Origin of the sequence: Oceanimonas sp. AH20CE76, from assembly GCF_039654065.1 — a bacterium.
GTDB lineage: Bacteria > Pseudomonadota > Gammaproteobacteria > Enterobacterales > Aeromonadaceae > Oceanimonas > Oceanimonas smirnovii.
This window is the reverse complement of record NZ_CP155481.1, coordinates 2785879-2808152: the sequence shown is the minus strand read 5'-3', so window position 1 is coordinate 2808152 and position 22274 is coordinate 2785879. Positions and strand designations below refer to the sequence as shown.

Genomic DNA, 22274 nt, shown 5'->3' with positions numbered 1-22274 from the left:
TTCATTCGACCTTATAACATAAGCTTTGTTTTGCTAGATGGAAGCCGACATGCTCACAACCTCTGAAAAACCCCGCCTTGTCTGGGCATGCCGCCGCGGCATGCTGGAGCTGGACGTGATTCTGGGCCCCTTTGTGGAGCACGAGTACGACGCTCTTGACGAAACTCAGAAGGCTACCTTCTGCCGGTTACTGGAATGTGATGATCCGGACTTGTTCGCCTGGTTTATGGGGCATGAGCGTTCACAGGATGCAGCGCTGCAGGCCATGGTGAGTTACATTCTTGAGCGCAACCAGATTCGTAATCAACGCTGAGCCGTCATGGCTGCTCCGGCTTTATTTGCTGGGGCTGGCGCTGTGCCTGTGGCTTCCGGCTTCGCTGCTGTTGAGTACCGACCGGCTGCTCTGGTTTGCGCCTGTGTGGTTACTGGCGGTAATCATAATGTGGCAGCGCGCCCGGCACTACCGGCCACGGGGTGAGTTTAATGCCGGTATTATTACTCTCGACGGCCGCCGTGGTGAGCTGTCGCGCATCAGCCGGGCCGGTCCCGGCTTTTTGCTGCTGATATTACAGCAAGATCCCTGGCCGCCCTTGTGGATATTTCAGGATGCCGTGCCCGATGCAGTTTACCGGCGTCTGGCACGGCAGCTGTTTTATCAGGGCTGACGCGGGCGATAGTTGGCCGGGCTGAGTACCGTCGGAGCCGGATTATCGAGCTGGCCGGGGTAGTCCAGGGTGTAATGCAGTCCGCGTGACTCTTTGCGTTCCATGGCCGACAGCACAATCAGCTCTGCTACCTGCACCAGATTGCGCAGCTCAAGCAGATTATTACTGACCCGAAAGTTGGCGTAATATTCCTGAATTTCCTGTTGTAGCAACTCAATGCGACGCTTGGCCCGCTCCAGACGTTTGTTGGAGCGTACTATGCCCACATAGTCCCACATAAACAGTCGCAACTCGTGCCAGTTATGGTGAATAACCACTTCTTCATCCGAGTTGGTGACCTGGCTTTCATCCCATAGCGGCAGCATGGGCGGCTCGGGAGTCGTGGCAAGGCTTGCCAGCATATGCTCACCGGCAGCACGGGCAAACACGATGCACTCCAGCAGCGAGTTGGAGGCCATGCGGTTGGCACCGTGCAGGCCGGTGTAAGACACTTCGCCAATGGCATAAAGGCCATCGATGTCGGTGCGGCCATGACTGTCGACCATAACACCGCCACAGGTGTAATGAGCGGCAGGCACTACCGGCATGGGCTGCTTGGTGATATCAATGCCCACCTTGAGGCAGCGCTCATAAATAGTGGGAAAGTGCTGCACGATAAAGTCTGCCGGTTTGTGACTGATGTCCAGATACATGCAGTCGGCACCCAGGCGCTTCATCTCATGATCGATGGCTCTGGCCACTATGTCCCGGGGCGCCAGTTCGCCGCGCTCATCAAAATCAGGCATAAAGCGGCTGCCGTCCGGGCGCAGCAGGTGCGCGCCTTCACCGCGCAGGGCCTCGGTCAGCAGAAAGTTGCTGTCGTCCGGATGAAACAGGCTGGTGGGATGAAACTGATTGAACTCCATATTTGCCACCCGACAACCTGCCCGCCAGGCCATGGCAATGCCGTCACCGGAGCTGACGTCCGGATTTGAGGTGTACTGATAGACTTTTGAAGCACCGCCGGTGGCCATGGCCACAAAGCGGGCACGCACCGTTTCCACCCGCTCCTTATTGCGGTTCCATACATAAGCACCCAGCACCCGGTTGCCGGGTAACCCCAAACGGGCACTGGTGATCAGATCAAGGGCATTGACCCGCTCCAGCACATGAATATTGGGATGGCGCTGCACCTGCTCTATCAGTGTGGTCTGTACTGCCTTGCCGGTCGCATCGGCAGCATGAAAAATGCGTCTGTGGCTGTGGCCGCCTTCCCGGGTGAGGTGATAGCTGGCCTTGCCCTGTTCCAGTTCTTCGGTATCAAAGGGTACGCCCTGGCCAATCAGCCACTGAATGGCGTCGGGTGCATTACGGGCAGTGAACTCCACCACTTGCTTGTCGCACAGGCCGGCACCGGCTATCAGGGTATCGGTAACGTGAGATTCAACACTGTCGGTTTTATCAAAAACAGCGGCGATACCGCCCTGGGCATAGAGAGTAGCACCTTCGGCCAGCGGTCCTTTGCACAGCACATGTACCTGAGCATGGTCAGCCAGCTTTAATGCCAGAGACAGGCCGGCGGCACCGCTGCCAATGATGAGTACGTCGCAGAGGTATTCAACGGGATCCTTCATAAAGTATCATTGGCTCGAAATGGAGAGTCTTTGCATATTATCGCATGTGCGCTTTATGCGCAGCCGTATTTGGCTTTTTGAAATGTCTTCAGAACTTTTTCCCATAACGACAGTCCATGTAAGGTACGCTTGTGACGGGCTGGTGGTCGAGCACCGGAAAAATCGGAGGTTACACGGCTCGTATGAGCGAACATTTGACTGATCAGCAATTGATCGAGCGGGTACAGCGTGGCGATAAAAATGCATTTAACCTGCTGGTAAAAAAATATCAGTATAAAGTGGCGAACCTGGTGTCGCGGTATGTGTCCAATCCCGGAGATGTGCCTGACGTAACCCAGGAGGCATTTATCAAGGCCTACCGGGCATTACCCGGTTTTCGCGGTGACAGTGCCTTTTTTACCTGGCTGTACCGTATTGCGGTAAATACCGCCAAAAATCATCTGGTAACACAGCGTCGGCGACCTCCGGGTGCCGATGTGGACGTTGAAGATGCCGAGTATTATGGCGGCGGTGAGGCGCTCAAGGAGCAGGCTTCACCGGAGCGCCTGATGCTGACAGAGGAAATTCGCCGGGCTGTATATGACACCATAGACAGCCTGCCAGATGACCTTAAAACGGCAATTACCTTGCGAGAGCTGGAAGGGATGAGCTACGAAGATATAGCGAGTGTCATGGAATGCCCGGTGGGCACGGTGCGCTCTCGTATTTTTCGGGCGCGGGAAGCAATAGACAAGCGGGTCAACCCCTTGCTTCGGAGTTAACGGGGAAGTGATATGGCTAACAAAGAGCAAATATCGGCACTGGTAGACGGAGAAATTCAGGACAGGGTGTTACTGGAGGACGTTGCTGGCAACAGGGAGCTGGCTGATACCTTTGGCCGTTATCACCTGTATGGCGATGCGCTGCGTAACGAGTTGCCCAAGCAATTGCCCTTTGATCTGAGCGACAGTATTGCAGCTGCGATTGAGCAGGAGGAAATCCGGACACCGGGCAGCGGCACCGAACAGGCTGAGCACCATAACAAGGTGGTTCGCCCTGTGTTTGGTCTGAGCCGTATCAAGCCGGTACTTCGTCATGCGGGCCAGTTTGCCATTGCGGCCTCCGTATCGGCGGCAGTGATATTTGGTGTGCAGCAATACAGCCAGCCCGATGCGGCTCAGTCACCAGTGCTCAACACGCTGCCCATGAGTGGCGGAGCCTCCCCGGTGAGTCTGAATTACCAGAATGAGCAGCAGCAGCGCCATACCGAACAGCAGCGTCTGGAGCAGGAGCAACGTATCAACGCCCTCTTGATGGATCATGAATTGCAGCAGCGACTGCATCAGCACTGAGGTAGTGGTTTTTGATGATACGCAAACTGGGTGCAACACTGACCCTGCTTTTAGTGACCATTGCTCCGGTCAGAGCGGCAACCGACGCTGACCCCGAGGCTTTGTTGCGTACCATGCAGCAGGCTTATCAGCAGCTTAATTTTGAGCTTACTCTCATTGATTCCGGTATTGGTCCTCCGGAGCCCAAGCGCCTGACCCGCGGACATCTCGACGGTCAGGCGCTGACACACCTGCTTCACCTTAATGGCCGCCCCAGAGAGTTTGTGCAGCGAGACGCTGAAACCAGTTTTTTTGATTATGGTCCCGAGGGTTATACCCTGAAAGACTCCCGGTTACCGGGACTGTTCACGCGTGTGCAGCAGCTGCCGCTGGAACAACTGCTGGATCAGTATGAAGCCGTGATTGCCGGTCGCAACCGTGTGCTGGGACGCACCGCCAATCTGGTACGGCTTTTGCCAAAAACCGAGCACTACTACGGTTATGTGCTTTGGCTGGATCAGCAAACCGGGCTGCTTCTGCGCCTGGATACGCTGGATGAAGACGCGGCTCTGGTGGCTCAGAGCATGGGGGTGGCGCTGGTGCTCAGTGATAAGCCGGCCCCCTTGTTAAAAGAATTGCAGACAGTGAAATTGCCACCGGCCATGCCTTTGGCTGAAGGCCATGCACCTGAGCCAAAGGCTGCATCCTGGCAGGCGGGCTGGCTGCCGGAAGGGTTTAAGATACACAGGCAAAATCGTCATCGTCTGCCACTGACTGAGCAACCGGTGGAATATCTGATGGCTTCAAACGGTATAGTGGATGTTTCCGTGTATGTGGCTGAATCTTCACAGAATGAACCGCGCCAGCAGCTGGTACGCCAGGGGGCAACTCACCTGGTCAGCCTGGTCAATCCGGCCCGCATGGAAGTGACAGTGGTCGGAGACGTACCGGCAGAGACGGCCAGGCGTATTGCCGAGTCGGTAGCACCCCGTTCAGTCAATAACAGCACGCCATGATTGAAGAAATAGCCACAGTAGTGGCAGTACACCCAAATGGCGTGGAAGTCAGCTGCTTCAGTAAGTCGGCCTGTGGTCAGTGCCGGCAAAACAGCACATGCGGCACCGGCCTGGTATCCAAAGCCCTGCCGGGGCGTGATCATCGCTTTGTGATTGCCACCGGACTCACGCTTCAGCCCGGTCAGCAGGTGCGTATCGGTATACCCGAGCACAGCCTGATTACCGGCGCACTGCTGGTCTATTTGTTGCCACTGGTGTTTATGCTGGCCGGCGGCCTGCTGGCGGGGCTGGCCGGAGCCGCCGACAGCGGCTCCATCCTGGGCGCGGCAGCCGGCGGCGGCATGGGTTTCTGGCTGGCTTCATGGCTGGCACGCCGGCGCAGTGGTGATGATCAGCCGGTGATACTGGATACCCTGATACCAACGGTCAGGGCAGCGGATTAGTTGCCCTGAAGCCGACTAAGGATTGGTCACTGTGCCGCTAATCCGGTAGAATCCGCCCTTTATTGTCGCCATTGACTACGGACGCCTTATCGCATCATGAAGCATATTCGTAATTTCTCCGTCATCGCTCACATCGACCACGGCAAATCTACCCTGTCCGATCGCCTGATCCAGGTGTGCGGTGGCCTGACCGACAGGGAAATGCAGCAGCAGGTACTCGACTCCATGGATCTGGAGCGTGAGCGCGGCATTACCATCAAGGCCCAGAGTGTGACCCTGAACTACCAGGCACAGGACGGTAATCAGTATCAGCTGAATTTTATTGATACCCCCGGACACGTGGACTTCTCCTATGAGGTATCCCGCTCACTGGCCGCCTGTGAAGGGGCGCTGCTGGTAGTGGATGCCGGTCAGGGGGTTGAGGCACAGACTCTGGCCAACTGTTATACCGCCCTCGACATGAATCTGGAAGTGGTGCCGGTACTGAACAAGATTGACCTGCCTCAGGCCGAGCCGGAGCGGGTGGCGGAAGAAATTGAGGATATTGTCGGCATCGATGCCCTTGATGCCGTACGCTGCTCCGCCAAAACCGGTCTGGGTGTGGATCAGGTGCTGGAAACCATAGTACAGAAAATTCCGTCTCCGGAAGGAGAGCCCGAGGGGCCGCTGCAGGCACTGATCATTGACTCCTGGTTCGACCCTTATCTGGGGGTAGTGTCACTGGTGCGCATCAAGCACGGCAATCTGAAAAAGAACGACAAGATCAAGGTAATGAGCACCGGCCAGGTGTGGGGTGTGGATCGCATCGGTATCTTTACGCCCAAGCAAAAAGACACTGACGGCCTTAACTGTGGCGAAGTAGGCTGGGTGGTATGCGGCATCAAGGACATTCACGGTGCGCCCGTGGGTGACACCCTGACCCATGCCAAACACGGGGCCGAGAAGGCGCTGCCGGGCTTTCAGAAAGTGAAGCCGCAGGTTTATGCCGGCCTGTTCCCGATTTCCAGTGATGACTATGAAACCTTCCGCGATGCCCTCGACAAGCTGGCGCTGAACGACGCTTCATTGTTTTATGAGCCGGAAACCTCCAACGCCCTTGGCTTTGGCTTCCGCTGTGGTTTCCTGGGCATGCTGCACATGGAAATTATTCAGGAACGGCTGGAGCGGGAATACGATCTGGATTTGATCACCACGGCACCCACGGTAGTGTACGAAGTGGTCAAGACCGACGGTGATGTTATCTATATCGACAGCCCGTCTCAGCTGCCGGCCATCACCAGCATTGACGAAATTCACGAGCCCATTGCCGAGTGTAATATTCTGGTGCCGCAGGAATACCTGGGTAACGTCATTACTTTGTGTATCGAAAAACGCGGTGTGCAGACCAACATGGTTTACCACGGTAACCAGGTGGCACTGACGTACGATATTCCCATGGCGGAAGTGGTGCTCGACTTCTTTGACCGGCTCAAGTCCACCAGCCGTGGCTATGCCTCGCTGGATTATGGTTTCAAGCGCTTTGAAGCGGCAGACATGGTGCGCCTCGATATCATGATTAACGGCGATCGGGTGGATGCGCTGGCCATTATTACCCACAAGGAAAATGCCCAGTTCCGCGGCCGTCAGCTGGTGGAAAAAATGCGTGAGCTTATTCCGCGGCAGATGTTTGATATCGCCATTCAGGCGGCCATCGGCAACCAGATTATCGCCCGCAGCACCGTGAAAGCGCTGCGCAAAGACGTGACTGCCAAGTGTTATGGCGGCGACGTCAGCCGTAAAAAGAAACTGCTGGCCAAGCAGAAAGAAGGCAAGAAGCGCATGAAGTCGCTGGGCCGGGTTGATATTCCGCAGGATGCCTTCCTCGCCATTCTGCACGTAGGTAAGGACAAGTAACCATGGCAAGTACCTTTGCCCTGATCCTGGTGCTGGTGACCCTGGTCACCGGCATTATCTGGGCCTGTGACAAGTGGATCTGGGCGCCCCGACGGGGGCGCGAGCTGGCCGAGGCGCAACAGAGCCACGGCAACAAGGTGGACGCGGCCGCGCTGGCCAAAGCCGCCGCGGCCCCGGGCTGGATCGAACAGGCCAGGTCAATTTTTCCGGTGATTGCGGCAGTGCTGGTACTGCGATCTTTTATTTATGAGCCGTTTCAGATCCCCTCCGGCTCCATGATGCCCACTCTGCTGGTGGGGGATTTCATTCTGGTGGAGAAGTTTTCCTACGGACTGAAAGAGCCGCTCAGTAACACCACACTTATTCCCACCGGCAAGCCGGAGCGGGGCGATATTGCGGTGTTTAAATATCCGGAAAATCCCCGCATTGATTACATCAAGCGCATTGTGGGGCTGCCCGGTGACCATATCGTTTATCGTGACAAGCAACTCTATATCAAGCCTGCCTGTAACGGTAACGACTGTCCCGGCTATGAACCGGTGCCGCTTACATTTAAGCAAAGTGGTGAGTTTACCCAAATGGGAATTCCGCTGGCCCGTTATCAGGAAAACCTGACAGAGCGGCCGCATGACACCCTGCAAAACCCGCTGCTGCCGGACAGAGTATCCATGTATTATCGCCAGCCTGGTACAGCGATAAACGAGTGGATAGTACCGGAAGGGCACTATTTTGCTCTGGGTGATAACAGAGACAACAGCACCGACAGCCGGTTCTGGGGCTTTGTACCCGAAGGCAATCTGGTGGGTAAGGCGGTTGCTATCTGGATAAGCTTTGAGTTTGAACGCAACGCCGACAGCTGGCTGCCCGCCTGGGTGCCCAGTGATGTGCGTTTCAGCCGAATAGGCGCAATTCATTAATGAAAAAACTGAACAATCTGCAAAACAAGCTGGGCCATACCTTTAATGACGAGGCTCTGCTGGTAAGGGCGCTGACTCACCGCAGCGCCGGCTCCCGCCACAATGAGCGGCTGGAGTTTCTGGGCGATTCCATTCTCAGCATGGTGATTGCCGATGCCCTGTTTCATCGCTTTCCCAAGGTCAATGAAGGCGACATGTCACGCATGCGCGCCACCCTGGTGCGGGAAAAAACCCTGGCCGAGCTGGCGCGGGCTTTTGAGCTGGGCGAATACCTTATTCTTGGTCCCGGAGAGCTGAAAAGCGGCGGTTATCGCCGTGAGTCGATTCTGGCCGATGCGGTGGAGGCGCTGATTGGTGCGGTTTATCTCGACAGCGGCATCGACAGCGTTACTCAGCTGCTGCTGAGCTGGTACGACCGCCGGCTGAACGATATTCAGCCCGGCGTGGAGCAGAAAGATCCCAAAACGCGGCTGCAGGAGCTGCTGCAGGGCAAGCGCAAGCCATTGCCGACTTATGAAGTAGTAAATGTCATAGGCGAAGCCCATAATCAGAAATTTACCGTGCACTGTGTGGTGGATGGCCTGGCCGACCCTGTGGTGGGTATTGGAACCAGCCGCCGCAAGGCAGAGCAGGCGGCGGCCGAGCAGGCCCTGGAAACCTTGTTATGACAGAACAACAGCAAACCTATTGCGGCTTTGTGGCCATTGTCGGCCGTCCCAACGTGGGCAAATCCACCCTGTTGAACCGGCTGCTGGGGCAGAAGGTCAGCATTACCTCGAAAAAGCCGCAGACTACCCGCCACCGCATCATGGGCATAGACACAGACGGCGACTATCAGGTTGTTTATGTGGATACCCCCGGGCTGCATATTGAAGAAAAGCGCGCCATTAACCGGTTGATGAACCGGGCTGCCACCAGCTCACTGGGCGATGTGGAAATGGTGGTCTTTGTGGTGGACGGCACCCAGTGGACCAAAGATGACGACATGGTGCTGAACAAACTGCGGCGCATGAGCTGTCCTGTGGTGCTGGCCATCAATAAAATCGACAACGTCGACAGCAAGGAAGCCCTGCTGCCGCACATGCAGTGGCTGGCCCAGCAAATGGACTTTGCCGACATAGTGCCGATTTCAGCAGAAAAGGGCACCAATGTAGACACCATCGCCAAATTGGCCCGGTCCCGGCTTAAGCCTTCTCTGCATTATTTTCCGGAAGACTACATCACCGATCGCTCTTCCCGCTTTATGGCGGCGGAAATCATTCGTGAAAAGCTGATGCGCTTTACCGGTGACGAGCTGCCTTATTCGATTACTGTAGAGATCGAGCGCTATCAGGTGGATGAAAAGGGCGTGGTGCATATTAATGGTCTGATCCTGGTAGAGCGCAGCGGCCAGAAGCGTATGGTCATCGGTAACAAGGGCGAAAAACTGCGTACCATAGGCACCGAAGCCCGGCTCGATCTGGAGCGGCTGCTGGAGCAAAAGGTGTATCTGGAGCTGTGGGTCAAGGTTAAATCCGGCTGGGCCGATGACGAGCGCGCCTTGCGCAGCCTGGGTTACGGCGACGACTGATCATGGCGCATGCCGCCTTTGTTATTCACAGCCGCCCCTACCGGGAAACCAGCCAGCTGGTGGAAGTGTTCACCCGTGAGCAGGGGCGGCAGAGTCTGGTGGCCCGGGGCAGCCGTCAGCCCCGCTCACCGTTAAAAGGGCTGCTGCAGCCCTTTGTCCCCTTGCGTCTTACCTTTGGCGGCAAGGGCGATCTGAAAACCCTCTACAGTGCCGAAGCCACGGCACCGGCCATTCGGCTGGCAGGACCGGCGCTGTACAGTGGTCTTTATCTGAACGAACTCATTTACTACCTGCTTGAAGTACAAACTCCCTTTGATGAGGTGTTTGATGTTTATGTGGAAACTCTGCAAAAGCTGACGGTCGGCAGTGTCCTTGAGCCCTGTTTGCGCCATTTTGAGTTTTATATGCTGAGTGTGCTCGGTTATGGCGTGGATTTTACTCAGGATGCCGAGACGGGAGCAGCGGTTTCAGCCTCGGGCTGGTATGCTTACCGGCCGGAAGCCGGTTTCGTGGCGCTGAGCAAGGCCGAGCCCGGTGCCTACCGGGGTGACTGGTTATATGATTTGGCCGAACTCAGGCTGGAGTCGCCGGAGGTGCTGAACGCTGCCAAACGCTTCAGCCGCACCGCGCTGGCCCCTTATCTGGAAGGACGAGTGCTGAAAAGCCGGGCCCTGTTTATCAAAGGAAAGAGAGGAAATTCCAGTGAGTGAACTGTATTTGGGTGTGAATATTGACCATATTGCCACGCTGCGTAACGCCCGGGGCACCAGTTATCCTGATCCGGTACATGCCGCCGCCATTGCCGAGCAGGCCGGTGCTGACGGTATTACCGTGCACCTGCGGGAAGACCGCCGCCATATCATCGATCGTGATGTCGAGATTCTGGCACAGACCATTGAAACCAGAATGAACCTGGAAATGGCGGTGACCGACGAGATGATTGATATTGCCTGTCGCATCAAGCCGGCTTTTGTGTGCCTGGTACCGGAAAAGCGGGAAGAGGTCACCACAGAGGGCGGTCTGGATGTGGCTGGTCAGCCGGAAAAAATCACTGAGGCGGTGGCCCGGCTGCAAGCTGCGGGCATTAAGGTGTCTTTGTTTATTGATGCCGACCGGGCTCAGATAGATGCGGCCGTCGCCACTGGCGCACCCTATATAGAAATACATACCGGGCGTTACGCTGATGCTGCCGACGAGGCCGAACAGCTGGCCGAGCTCAAGCGTATCGCGGCATCAGCTTCCTATGCCCATGACGCCGGCCTTAAGGTGAACGGCGGCCACGGCCTGCATTACCACAACGTCAAGCCCATTGCCGCCATTCCGGAAATGCTGGAGCTGAATATCGGCCACGCCATTATTGCCCGGGCCGCCTTTGACGGTCTGGAAAAGGCAGTGCGCGACATGAAGCGCCTGCTGCGCGAAGCCCGCCAGGGCATTTGAGCTGTAAGCCGTAAGCTGTCAGCGGTAAGAAAAACCCGGACCATCAGGTATCCGGGTTTTTTGTAGGCGCCTTGTTCAGGAACACTCGGTACCCGCCAGGCAACACCTCTTACGGCTTATAGCCTGTCTCTTAGTCACAAGTTTTTCTTGACATCAATTGAAAATAAAAGGTTGGCCGTAGTGCACTACGGCCAACCTTTTCCACCTAATGTTATTCTCAAACGCCCTATCACTATGATCTAATGGCATTTTGACTCAAAGAGCGTGCCATGTTTGAAGCCGATCCAACCCAGTGGGCAACATTGATTTTCGGAAATGCCAGGCTGGGTGACCCCCGTCGAACCAGAAGACTGACCAAGATGGCGGCAGACATGGCGGCACGCGCTGACGGCTCTGTTGCCGAGGCTGCGGTCGATCCTGCCAGCATTGAAGGGGCATACCGTTTTATTCGCAACGAGGTGATTTCACCGGACACCATTGCTGACGCCGGGTTTGAACGTACCCTTGCCATTGCCTCAGTGCGCCCGCTGGTGCTGGCGTTACAGGACACCACCGGACTCAGCTACAAGCATGCGGTGCGTGAGGAGCTGGGCGAGGTCAACTCCGCCAGTAACAAGAAAGCCTCAGCCAAAGGCAGAACCCTCTATGCCCATTCCACGCTGATGCTGGATGCCGATAATGAGTGCGTGATTGGGTTGGCTAACCAGTATTACTGGCACCGTGAGCAGAAACAAACCGGAAAAGGTCATCAGCTGCAGTGTCGTGAACGGACTAAAAAAGAAAGCTATAAATGGCAACGCGGTATGGAAACACTGGCCGGCCGAGTTAATGACATGAGCCATATCATCGATGTGTGTGACCGGGAGGCTGATATCTATGAATATCTCGCTTACCAGCAGCAGCATCAACATCGCTTTGTGGTGCGCGCCTCCGATAACCGTAATGTCCTCGACGACGAGACCTCGACAGGCAAACTGCATGATGTGCTGCAGGCACTGAAGCCCGTGGCGTGTTACCAGGTCTATGTGGCTCAGCGAGGTGGACGACCGGCCCGAACCGCCCATGTAGCCTTGAGCTATACCCAGCTGACCATCAAAAAGCCACAACGCGCCAACGCGGAGAAAACCCTGACGTTGAACGTGGTGTACTGTCAGGAAGTCGATCAGGACAGGAAAGACCCATTGCAGTGGATCCTGTATACATCAGAGCCGCTGCCTGATGCCGCAGCCGCCCTGCGTATTGTCCGTTTTTATGAGCTACGCTGGCGAATTGAGGAGTTCCATCGGGTGTGGAAATCCGAAGGCACCAAGGTGGAAGACGTGCGCATGCAGACTCGGGAAAACCTGCGCCGGATAGCGGTGGTGAAAGCGTTCATCGCCGTTCGCTTGATGCAGTTGAAAGAAGTGGCGCAGAATCGGGAAGATGCAAAAGCGGTGAGCTGCGAATGCCTGCTGCCCTCGATTGCATGGCGATTGCTCTGGCGTAAGACAGAGAAGAAGGCAGCCTTCCCGACACATCCCCCTTCGCTGTACTGGGCCTATTACGCTCTGGCCCGACTTGGCCGCTGGCATAACACCGCCAGGAATGGTCGGGTAGGAACGAAAGCGCTGTGGAGTGGCTGGTTCACCCTGATGAATTACGTCGAGTCCTATGAGTTGTTCCATGGACTCGACTTGTGACTAAGAGACAGGCTTATAGCTGACAGCTTACGGCTGCTGCTTTTATAAGAAAGCTTTCGCTTCTTCCCGCACCTGCTCAATCCGCTCTTCCAGCTCCAGTAATTCCGGCTCCAGATGATCGAGCGGTTGCTTGTCGAGCAGAGCCTGTTCCAGCCCGGCCAGCAATGACTGCAGCTGAGGCACACCGCAATAAAGGGTACCGCCGTGCAGCTTGTGCAGCGGTCCGTAGAGTGTTTCACTACTTAACTCACCGGCCAGAGCCGCACTCAGCACAGGTGAAAACTCATCCAGACTCTGCAGCAGCAAGCTCAGCATTTCTTTAGCCAGTGTTTCCCGCTCACCTGCTCTTTGCAGGGCCTGAGTCCAGTCGATAAGCCCGGTCGTTTTGGGCTGGCGGGCACAATGGCTGATAATGCGTGCAAGAATAGCTTCGTCAATCGGCTTGGCCAGATAATCATCCATGCCCTGACCCATAAGCCGGTCACGCTCGCCGGCAATGGCATGAGCAGTGACCGCCACTATGGGGGTGGTGGCATTGAGTCCGCCCTGACGGCGAATTTCCTGCGTGGCCTGAATACCGTCAAGCACCGGCATCTGAATATCCATAAAAATAATATCGTAGTGATTGGCCGTGGCCAGATTGAGTGCATCCTGGCCATTGCGGCCGGTATCCACCTGGCTGACCAGCTCACCCAGCATGGCACTGATAAGTTTGAGGTTGGCCGGGTTGTCGTCTACTGCCAGCACTCGCAGTGGTTGCTTGCTGGCGGGCGGAGGCAGGGCAATGGGGACCGACGGCTCCTCATTCTGGCTGCGTGGTCCGGCAAGAGCATGGGCCAGTTTCTGATAGTGCGCCGGTTTGCTCAGGCAGTGGCTGGCACCGGCGGCCAGCAAGGAGTCGCTCAAGGTTGGATCGGTAGAGCTCAGCAAAATAACGGTCTGATTTTCAAAAGCCAGCTGGCGCTTCAGCTCCTGCTCCATCTGGCTGGGCAGAGCATGAGGTCCAAAGCCCAGCAGGGCGATATCAATGGGCTGATCAGCATCAGGCTCATACAATACCTGCATATCCCATTCCCGCAGCAGGGCACTGGTGGCCCGGCGACTGAAGCCGTCTTCTTCCTGATATAGCACCGTCTTGCCTGCCAGCTCCGCCAGCGGCAAAGGCTCTGCCAGAGGCAGGGCAGCTTTATTCAGCTCCAGGGTAAAGCTGAATACCGAGCCGGTGCCGGGCTCGGAATACAGCTCGATGTCACCGGCCATTTGATGTACCAGCTTTTGGGTAATTACCAGTCCAAGGCCGGTACCGCCATAGCGGCGGGAAATACTGGAGTCGGCCTGATTAAACGCCTGAAACAGCTGGCGGCGCTGGTTGTCGGAAATGCCGATGCCGGTATCCTGTACATGAATGCACAGGCCGGTGCGCTCGGGCTGGCCAGCGGGGCGGGCGTCTACGCGAATATCCACGTTACCCTGCTCGGTAAATTTAATGGCGTTGCCCACCAGGTTGTTGAGCACCTGCTGCAGCCTGAGCGGATCACCCACCAGGCTGTCGTGCACAGCGGCATCAATGCGCAAAGACAACTCCAGCCCCTTGTCATGAGCACTGGGTGCCAGCAGCACCATGACTTCCTGCAGCGTGTCACGCAGAGAAAACGGAATTTGCTCCATTTTCAGCTTGCCTGCTTCCAGCTTGGAAAAATCAAGAATGTCATTAATGATGCCAAGCAGGTTTTGCGCGGAGCGCTCTATGGTCTTGAGGTAATCGAGCTGACTGGCGGTGAGTTTGGTTTTTTGCAGCTGGCGGGCAAAGCCGATCACGCCGTTCAGCGGCGTGCGCAGCTCGTGGGACATGTTGGCCAGAAACTCGGTTTTAACCCGGGCCGCTTCCTGAGCCCGCTTTTTGGCCATATCCAGCTCTATGTTCTGTATTTCTATCTGCTCCAGGGTTTCGCGCAGATCTGACGTGGCCTGATCAATGTTTTGCTGCATTTCATCATGATATTCCGACAGCGACTTGGCCATGGCGTTGATGCCGTTTTTGAGCATTTCCAGCTCACCGGTAAACTCGCCGCTGACCCGGGTATCGAGCCGGCCTTCCCGAATTTTGTATACCGCACTTACCATGTCGGTAATAGGCTGAGACACCCCCTTGATCAACCGTACGCCGAACAGGGCGCTGACACACACACCCAGCAGTACGATCAGGCCGGCAAAAAAGGTATCGCGATAATGCAGCAGCATGGCTGAATCATCGGTCAGCTGCATGGCTACATAGCCCAGAGGGTGAGTGGCTGATTCGTCCCACAGAGCGTCGGCGCGGGTGGCGTCGGTCAGCACCGGAGTGCGTAAAATAATACCGTCTTCACGGCTGTCCACATTGGTGGTGGAGGGAATCACCATGCCGTCCGGCAGCCGCAATAATTTATAGTCTTTATGGTAATTGGAGGTAACCAGCAATTTGCCGTCGGCATCAAACAGCGCGATGGACGTCACCAGGGGCGTATTATTACGGTGAATATTGCTGAGCAGCCGGTTGAGTGCCTCGCGGTTGCGAGCCGTCAGGGCCAGTTCACTGGCCAGCGCCAGCGGCTCAATCACGTTGACCCCTTCCTGGATCAGGGCATCTTCCAGCTGCTGATAGCGGTTTACGGAAAAGTACCCCGCCAGCAAAATGCCGATAATCAGGGTGGGAATAATGGTAAAGGCCAGTACCCGGGCTCGCAGGCCATATTTGGTCATAATCGGCTTATGTGGGAGAATATGCGTTTAAAAGACAGTAGTCTCATGATGACATAGCCGGTTCGAGGGCTCCACGTTTTATGGTTCAGTTCTTCAAAGTCAAAAAGCCTTCAGCACCGGCCAAAGCGCCTCTGGATATTCATATTCTTGAGCTTAACGGCCATGGTATGGGCGTGGCCCGTCATCAGGGCAAACCCCTGTTTGTGGCCGGCGTTCTGCCCGGGGAACAGGTGCGGGTACAACTGACCACGCAAACCAGTCGTTATGCCACTGCCACGCTGCAAAAGGTACTTAGCGCCTCACCGGATCGGGTAAAACCTTTCTGTGCACATATTAACGACTGCGGTGGCTGTAATTTGCAGCAGCTGCCTTCCAAAGGACAGCGCCGGTTAAAGCAAAAAGCAGTATTAAGCCTGTTCAGTCGTCACGGCATTGATGATCTGCCCGCTACCGAGTGGTTATATGGCGCAGAACAGGGTTATCGCCGGGCAGCCCGGCTGGCCATTCGCCGCCAGGGTAAGGGCGTGGCACTGGGGTTTCGTCAGCCTCAGTCTCATGATCTGGCAGAAATCGCTCATTGTGGTGTACTCACTCCCTTGCTGTCGGAGCTGATTGCGCCACTGCGGCAGTTACTTAACCGTCTGCGCGCGGTAAAACAACTGGGGCACCTGGAGCTTTACCATGCGGCCGAGGGGGTGGCGCTGCTGCTGCGGCACAAGGGCGCATTGCCGGCGGCAGATCTGGATATACTGCTGACCTTTGCTCAGCAGCGTAACCTGGCGCTGTTTTTACAGGACGATGCTGGCCGGCGGCCTTTACATGTGCCGTTTCCGCTTTATTATCAGTTGGATAATCTGAAACTTGCATTCACACCCGGTGATTTTATTCAGATCCATGATGAGCTGAACAGTCGCATGGTGCAGCAGGCGATAAACTGGCTGGCCCCCGAGCCCGGCACGCCGGTGTTGGATTTATTTTGCGGTATTGGTAATTTCAGTCTGCCCCTGGCTGCTGCCGGTCATCCGGTGACGGGCGTGGAAGGCGTAATGGAAATGGTGGAACAAGCCAGAGGCAATGCTGAAGATAATCAGCTGGCGCAGGCGCGCTTTTACCGCGCCGATCTGGCTGCCGACTTTACGCAGGAGCCCTGGGCCAGGGAAGGGTTTTCCCAGGTGCTGCTTGATCCCGGGCGGGCGGGGGCAGAACAGGTGATGCCCTACCTGGTGGCGCTGGCCCCTGAGCGGTTACTGTATGTATCGTGCAACCCCGTTACCCTGGCCCGGGACAGTGAAGTCTTACTGGCCGGAGGCTATCGCCTGAGCCGGCTGGGGCTTATCGACATGTTTCCCCACACGCCCCATTGTGAAGCAATGGCGCTGTTTGAACTGACTTAAGGACGCTTATGGTTGCCGTGCGCGAAACTCATCTCAAGTCGAGCTTCTGCCTGCAGGAGTGGGCCGATGGCCTTCCGGTAGACGTTAATGAGCGGGCACGGCTGAAAGCCATTTATGAGTATTGCCGGCAGTTGGACATCAGCCCTGACGGCAGTGCTCGTCTGCTGGCACAGGGTGTGGAAATGGTCGGTATTCTGCTGACCTTGAGTATGGATGCCGACACCCTCAAATCGGCTTTGCTATACCCGTTTCTCGAATATAAGGCGCTGACCCCCGAACAAGTTCAGGAAGATTTCGGCGATAACATCTGCCGCCTGCTGCAGGGGGTGGCCGATATGGAAGCCATTCGTTCGCTGCAGCACGTGCACGGCGACAAGGGTAATGAGGCTCAGGCCGACAAGGTGCGGCGCATGCTGCTGGCCATGGTGGAAGATGTGCGCGCCGTGGTGATCAAGCTGGCGGAGCGCATCACCTGCCTGCGTGAGGTGAAGCGCGCCGATGAGGAAACCCGGGTGCTGGTAGCCAAGGAAATTGCCAACATCTACGCGCCGCTGGCCAATCGGCTGGGTATTGGTCAGCTTAAGTGGGAGCTGGAAGATCTGTCATTTCGCTATCTGCACCCGGATACCTACAAGCGCATTGCTAAGTTGCTGGATGAGAAGCGGCTGGCCCGGGAAGCCTATATCAGTGACTTTGTCGCCGGCCTCAAGACAGCACTGAATGACGCCGGGGTCGAAGCCGAGGTGTATGGCCGGCCCAAGCATATCTACAGTATCTGGCGCAAAATGCAGAAGAAGAGCCTCGACTTTGACGAGCTGTTTGATGTGCGCGCGGTGCGGGTGGTCACTCACAGATTACAGGACTGCTACGCCGCCCTGGGCATAGTGCATACCCAGTGGCGGCATATTCCCCGGGAATTTGACGACTATGTTGCCAATCCCAAGCCCAATGGTTATCAGTCCATTCATACCGTGGTGATTGGGCCTGAAGGCAAAACCGTGGAAATTCAGATCCGCACCGAGCAGATGCATCAGGATGCCGAGCTGGGGGTGGCCGCACACTGGAAATATAAAGAAGGTCCGGGCAGCGGCAAGCAGGGCGGCTATGAAGAAAAAATTGCCTGGCTGAGAAAACTGCTGGCCTGGCAGGAAGACATGGCGGAAAGCGGCTCTCTGGTGGATGAGCTGCGCAGTCAGGTGTTTGAAGACAGAGTCTATGTGTTTACGCCCAAAGGAGATGTGGTGGATATGCCCGCCGGGGCCACGCCGCTGGACTTTGCCTACTATGTGCACAGTCAGGTCGGGCACCGTTGTATCGGAGCCAAAATCGACGGACGCATAGTGCCCTTTACCTATCAGCTGCAAACCGGCGATCAGGTGGAGATTATCACTCAGAAGCAGCCGAACCCCAGCCGGGACTGGATGAATCCCAATCAGGGCTTTTTGCGTACCTCCCGTGCCCGTTCCAAGGTCGCCACCTGGTTCAAGAAGCAGGACAGGGACAAGAACATCATTGCTGGTCGCGAGCTGCTCGACAAGGAGCTGGAGCGGCTGGGTATGGGCTTTGCCAGCCTGGATAAAAAGACCCTGGAGCGCTTTAATGTGACCAGCCTGGATGATCTGCTGGCCGGCATTGGCGGCGGTGATCTGCGCATCAATCAGCTGCTCAACTACCTGCAGAGCCAGCATAAAAAGCCCACCAGCGAAGAGCAGGATCAGCAGGTGTTGCGGGAGCTGGAGCAAAAAGCACTTAAAAAACCGCAAGACACCAAACCTAAAGGCCATATAGTGGTGCAGGGAGTGGGTAATCTGCTGACCAATATTGCCCGCTGCTGTCAGCCCATTCCCGGGGACGAAATCACTGGTTTTATTACTCAGGGGCGGGGTATTTCCATTCACAGGGCCGACTGTGAGCAGCTCAAGGAGCTGGCACTGCAGCACCCCGAGCGGGTAGTGGATGCGGTGTGGGGAGAAGACAATGGTGGCGGTTATCAGCTGACGCTGCGGGTGGTGGCCAATGACCGCTCCGGCCTGCTGCGAGACATCACTACCATACTGGCCAATGAAAAAATTAATGTACGGGGAGTGAACAGCCGCATTAACCGCAAGCAGCAGACCGCCACCATCGACATGGATCTGGATGTTTTTAACATTGATACCCTGAGCCGTACTCTGGCTCGTATCAGTCAGCTGCCTGATGTGCTGGAAGCCCGCCGGCTGTAAATCAACTACGGAACTCAAGCATGACACAGCAACACTATTCTCTGGACGATCTGCTGGGCATTATGGCTGCTCTGCGGGATCCGCAGCGGGGCTGCCCCTGGGATCTGAAACAGGACTTTGCCAGCATAGTGCCTCACACCCTGGAAGAGGCCTATGAGGTGGCCGACACCATTGCCCGTGAGGCCTGGAATGAACTGCCCGGTGAACTGGGAGATCTGCTGTTTCAGGTGGTGTTCTACTCCCGTCTGGGAGAGGAACAGTCTCGTTTTGATTTTAACGATGTGGTGCAGGCCATCAGCGCCAAGCTGGTCAGCCGTCACCCCCATGTGTTTGGCGACAAACAACTCAATGACGAAGCCGCCATTAAAGCCAACTGGGAAGCCACCAAGGCCGAAGAGCGTAAAGCGAGAGACGCTGCCGCCACGAGCGCTCTGGATGATATTCCCCTGGCCCTGCCGGCGCTGAGCCGGGCCAACAAGATGCAAAAGCGCTGTGCTGCCGTGGGCTTTGACTGGAATGAGCTGTCTCCTGTGGTCGACAAAATTCGCGAAGAGCTGGATGAAGTCATGGAAGAAATAAACCAGCCTGAGCGCGATGACGACCGCATTGCCGATGAGCTGGGCGACCTGCTGTTTGCTACTGTTAATCTGGTACGTCACCTTAAGCAGGAGCCGGAAAGTGTGTTGCGCCGGGCCAATAGCAAGTTCGAGCGCCGCTTTCGGGCAGTGGAGCAAATGCTGACGGAGCGGGGCAAAAACTGCCAAAGCAGCTCGCTGGCAGAAATGGATGACTGCTGGAGACGGGTTAAACAGCAGGAAGGCTGAACTCAATATTCAGCGGTGCTGGCCGATAACCAAGGCAGTTGAGGAGATGCTCCATGAATTATTTTCCCTTATTGCTTTTGTGTGCAGCGCTGCCTTTATGGGCCGCGGAGACGCCTGCCGGTGCCGGCCAGACGGATGTTGCCAGAGTGCTTGACGGTTTGAAAGCCGTGCCCTTGTACGAAGAAGACGAGCTGATCCTCCTGATTAATAACAACCAGCATCTGCAGCGGGTGCGGGATCGGGACGAGTGTCAGCTGGTGCAGGATATTGAAGCCCGGGCCGAGGTGCTGCGGCTGCCTTCTTATCAGTTTTTGTGGGGCGATATGCTGGCCTGGGGTGTTTGTGTGCCTGCGGAACCGCGCCGTGGTCTGCAAATGATGTGGTCAGCGGCCCGCCAGGGCATGCCGGCGGCACTGGAGCAACTGGGGCGTTATTATTATACCGGCACCCTGGTGCAGCAGAACCGGGAACGAGCCGCCCCCTTGATGCAGGAAGCAGCCAGTCTGGGCTTTGAAAAAGCGCAGTTCACCTGGGCTGCCTGGCTGCTGGAAGGGGCGGGCAGCCCGCTCGATTATCCCCAGGCCTATCTCTGGCTTAAGCAAATTGTCACTGACGACAAGAGCAAATATCAGCAGGCCGAGCGTCTGACTCAAGGACTGGCCAAACGCATGCCGGCCCAGAAGGTAAAAGAGCTGAATCATCAGCTGCTTTATTAAACGGGCTGACATTTAATGTCAGTTTTTATCCTGAATGTGTATCATGTGCATATGTTCGCCCCCATTATCAGGACATTACTAGCATGAAGCTGACGACCTATACCGACTTTGGCCTGCGGGCCCTGATGTATCTTGCTACTCTGCCAGAGGGAGAGCTGACCAGTGTGGCCAAGGTGTCGGCTTTGTATGATGTGTCCCGTAATCATATGGTCAAAGTTATTAACCAGCTGGCCCGGGAAGGGTATATTTATGCCCTGCGTGGCAAGAACGGCGGCATTCGGCTGGCCCGGGAACCCGGGCATATCAATATCGGACGAGTAATCCGGCTGCTGGAAAATAATCTCAGTGGCATAGACTGTGGCCGTCCGGCCTGTCATCTGGTGCCTGCCTGCCGGTTAAGAAGCGCGCTGGCCGAGGCCATGGAGGCGTTTTTGCAGGTGATGGAACAATATACTCTGGCTGATCTGATCAGCAACCGCGATGAACTGCTGCCTATTTTCAGCCACCTTGAATCAGAAAGCCTGCGCCGCAGCGCAGGCTGAACGCTGCTTAACGCCCCGGTAAATAATACTGGGGCTGTACCCGTACCTGCTTGATCACGTTATTTTCCACTTCCAGAATTTCTATCGGATAGCCCGCCACCCGCAGGCCGATATTGGCCTCTGGAATGTCTTCCAGATATTCCAGAATCAATCCGTTGAGTGATCGGGGGCCATCGGTCGGCAGATCCCAGCCCAGCTCCTTGTTCAGATCCCTGATGCTGGCGGTGCCTTCAATCAGATAGGAGCCGTCGTCCTGAGGCTGAATTTCATCACTCAGAGTCGGGCTGATCGTAGTGGTAAAGTCACCGACAATTTCTTCCAGAATATCATCCAGGGTGATCAGACCCTGAATATCGCCGTATTCATCCACAATCAGGCCAATACGCTCCTTGTTGCGCTGAAACTTGAGCAGCTGCACGTTGAGCGGCGTGGCCTCGGGAATAAAGTAAAGCTCCCGGGCGGCGCGCATCAGGCTGGGTTTGCACAGCTCTTCTTTAGCCAGCAGGCGCAGCGCGTCACGAGCATGAATAAAGCCCAGCGCATCGTCGATATTATCCCGGTACAGCAGCACCTTGGTATGGGGGCTTTGCAGCAGACGGCGGTTAATGCTTTTCCAGTCCTGAGTGATGTCGATGCCGTAAATTTCATTACGCGGCACCATGATATCGTCCACGGTCACCTTTTCCAGATCCAGGATGGACACCAGCATGTCCTGGTGGCGACGAGGAATAAGACCGCCGGCTTCGTTCACTATGGTGCGTAATTCTTCAGAGCTGATGGCAGTGTCCTCGCCTCCCTTGGGGTTGATGCGAAACAGCGCCAGCAGGCCGTTGGAGATGGCGTTGATGGCCCATACCGCGGGGTAGAGCAACACCATCAGTGGCCGCAGAATAATGGAAGCAGGAAAGGCGACCTTTTCCGGATAGAGTGCGGCCAGAGTCTTGGGAGTCACTTCCGAGAAAATCAGTACTGCCAGGGTCAGACCTATGGTGGCCACCGCCACACCGTAATCACCAAACAGCCGAATGGCCAGCAGAGTGGCAATGGCTGAAGCCAGAATATTGACCAGGTTGTTGCCAATCAGGATCAGGCCTATTAACCGGTCAGGGCGGGACAGCAGTTTCTCAACCCGGGTAGCGGCCTTATGGCGATTTTGTACCAGATGTCGCAACCGGTAGCGATTGAGCGACATCATGCCGGTCTCTGAGCTGGAGAAAAAGGCGGAAACAAACAGTAGTGTAATCAGGATGCCGGTTAAGGCACCCGTCGATATGTCGTCCAAACAGACCGT

General features: G+C 56.1%; 21 protein-coding genes. 18 read left to right on the top strand and 3 right to left on the bottom strand.

The genetic code is table 11. The features are described 5' to 3' along the window. Positions 1–49 precede the first annotated feature (49 nt). Entirely contained in the window at positions 50–313 is a 264-nt protein-coding gene (locus N2M06_RS13770; protein WP_019934961.1) for a succinate dehydrogenase assembly factor 2, read from the top strand. Further along, positions 282–665, top strand: a complete 384-nt coding sequence (locus N2M06_RS13765) for a protein YgfX (RefSeq protein WP_346351062.1) — start codon at positions 282–284, stop codon at positions 663–665. The genes N2M06_RS13770 and N2M06_RS13765 overlap by 32 nt, the downstream gene beginning before the upstream one ends. On the opposite strand, the gene nadB is transcribed toward N2M06_RS13765, so the two are convergent. Then, the gene (gene nadB / locus N2M06_RS13760) at positions 656–2278 is read right to left on the bottom strand and encodes an L-aspartate oxidase (protein ID WP_019934959.1); all 1623 of its coding nucleotides are present in this window, start codon (positions 2276–2278) and stop codon (positions 656–658) included. The two genes, N2M06_RS13765 and nadB, sit on opposite strands and share 10 nt — an antisense overlap. 182 nt (positions 2279–2460) lie before the next feature. Between nadB and rpoE the strand changes: the two genes are divergently transcribed. From rpoE to N2M06_RS13705, 11 genes are all read left to right on the top strand, one after another. Further along, positions 2461–3039: an RNA polymerase sigma factor RpoE gene (gene rpoE, locus N2M06_RS13755; protein WP_019934958.1), complete on the top strand. Its 579-nt coding sequence runs from the start codon at positions 2461–2463 to the stop codon at positions 3037–3039. 12 nt (positions 3040–3051) lie between these two features. Next, on the top strand, positions 3052–3609 hold the full coding sequence (locus N2M06_RS13750; protein WP_019934957.1) for an RseA family anti-sigma factor: 558 nt from the start codon (positions 3052–3054) through the stop codon (positions 3607–3609). Positions 3610–3623: 14 nt separating this feature from the next. After that, the gene (locus tag N2M06_RS13745) at positions 3624–4604 is read left to right on the top strand and encodes a MucB/RseB C-terminal domain-containing protein (RefSeq protein WP_317074238.1); all 981 of its coding nucleotides are present in this window, start codon (positions 3624–3626) and stop codon (positions 4602–4604) included. Further along, positions 4601–5047 carry a SoxR reducing system RseC family protein gene (locus N2M06_RS13740; protein WP_019934955.1) on the top strand — a complete coding sequence of 149 codons (447 nt, stop codon included), beginning with the start codon at positions 4601–4603 and terminating at the stop codon, positions 5045–5047. Before N2M06_RS13745 ends, N2M06_RS13740 begins: the two co-directional genes overlap by 4 nt. A 96-nt stretch (positions 5048–5143) precedes the next feature. After that, positions 5144–6940, top strand: a complete 1797-nt coding sequence (gene lepA / locus N2M06_RS13735) for a translation elongation factor 4 (RefSeq protein ID WP_346351061.1) — start codon at positions 5144–5146, stop codon at positions 6938–6940. Between the two features lie 2 nt (positions 6941–6942). Then, on the top strand, positions 6943–7857 hold the full coding sequence (gene lepB, locus N2M06_RS13730) for a signal peptidase I (protein ID WP_346351060.1): 915 nt from the start codon (positions 6943–6945) through the stop codon (positions 7855–7857). After that, the gene (gene rnc, locus N2M06_RS13725) at positions 7857–8525 is read left to right on the top strand and encodes a ribonuclease III (RefSeq protein ID WP_019934952.1); all 669 of its coding nucleotides are present in this window, start codon (positions 7857–7859) and stop codon (positions 8523–8525) included. The genes lepB and rnc overlap by 1 nt, the downstream gene beginning before the upstream one ends. After that, positions 8522–9427 (top strand): GTPase Era, encoded by a 906-nt coding sequence (era, locus tag N2M06_RS13720; RefSeq protein WP_019934951.1) that lies wholly within the window; start codon positions 8522–8524, stop codon positions 9425–9427. The genes rnc and era overlap by 4 nt, the downstream gene beginning before the upstream one ends. Positions 9428–9429: 2 nt before the next feature. Continuing rightward, entirely contained in the window at positions 9430–10137 is a 708-nt protein-coding gene (recO, locus tag N2M06_RS13715) for a DNA repair protein RecO (protein ID WP_317074210.1), read from the top strand. Continuing rightward, entirely contained in the window at positions 10130–10867 is a 738-nt protein-coding gene (pdxJ, locus tag N2M06_RS13710) for a pyridoxine 5'-phosphate synthase (protein ID WP_019934949.1), read from the top strand. The genes recO and pdxJ overlap by 8 nt, the downstream gene beginning before the upstream one ends. A 269-nt stretch (positions 10868–11136) precedes the next feature. Further along, entirely contained in the window at positions 11137–12546 is a 1410-nt protein-coding gene (locus tag N2M06_RS13705; RefSeq protein WP_346351059.1) for an IS4 family transposase, read from the top strand. Between the two features lie 42 nt (positions 12547–12588). Here the strand turns inward: N2M06_RS13705 and barA are convergent, their stop codons facing one another. Then, positions 12589–15285: a two-component sensor histidine kinase BarA gene (barA, locus tag N2M06_RS13700; protein ID WP_317074261.1), complete on the bottom strand. Its 2697-nt coding sequence runs from the start codon at positions 15283–15285 to the stop codon at positions 12589–12591. An 80-nt stretch (positions 15286–15365) separates the two neighbouring features. On the opposite strand from barA, the gene rlmD reads away from it, so the two are divergent. The 5 genes from rlmD to N2M06_RS13675 all read left to right on the top strand — a co-directional run bounded on the left by rlmD (position 15366) and on the right by N2M06_RS13675 (position 20983). After that, positions 15366–16679 (top strand): 23S rRNA (uracil(1939)-C(5))-methyltransferase RlmD, encoded by a 1314-nt coding sequence (gene rlmD / locus N2M06_RS13695; RefSeq protein WP_346351058.1) that lies wholly within the window; start codon positions 15366–15368, stop codon positions 16677–16679. Between the two features lie 8 nt (positions 16680–16687). Next, positions 16688–18901: a GTP diphosphokinase gene (gene relA, locus N2M06_RS13690; RefSeq protein WP_019936072.1), complete on the top strand. Its 2214-nt coding sequence runs from the start codon at positions 16688–16690 to the stop codon at positions 18899–18901. A gap of 20 nt (positions 18902–18921) precedes the next feature. Continuing rightward, entirely contained in the window at positions 18922–19725 is an 804-nt protein-coding gene (gene mazG, locus N2M06_RS13685; protein WP_019936071.1) for a nucleoside triphosphate pyrophosphohydrolase, read from the top strand. 53 nt (positions 19726–19778) lie between these two features. After that, positions 19779–20441, top strand: coding sequence for a sel1 repeat family protein (locus N2M06_RS13680; protein ID WP_019936070.1), 663 nt, complete (start codon positions 19779–19781; stop codon positions 20439–20441). Between the two features lie 83 nt (positions 20442–20524). Further along, positions 20525–20983: an Rrf2 family transcriptional regulator gene (locus N2M06_RS13675; protein WP_346351057.1), complete on the top strand. Its 459-nt coding sequence runs from the start codon at positions 20525–20527 to the stop codon at positions 20981–20983. Positions 20984–20990: 7 nt separating this feature from the next. Here N2M06_RS13675 and N2M06_RS13670 read toward each other — a convergent pair whose 3' ends face one another. After that, positions 20991–22265, bottom strand: a complete 1275-nt coding sequence (locus N2M06_RS13670; RefSeq protein WP_346351056.1) for a CNNM domain-containing protein — start codon at positions 22263–22265, stop codon at positions 20991–20993. Between the last annotated feature and the right edge of the window lie 9 nt (positions 22266–22274).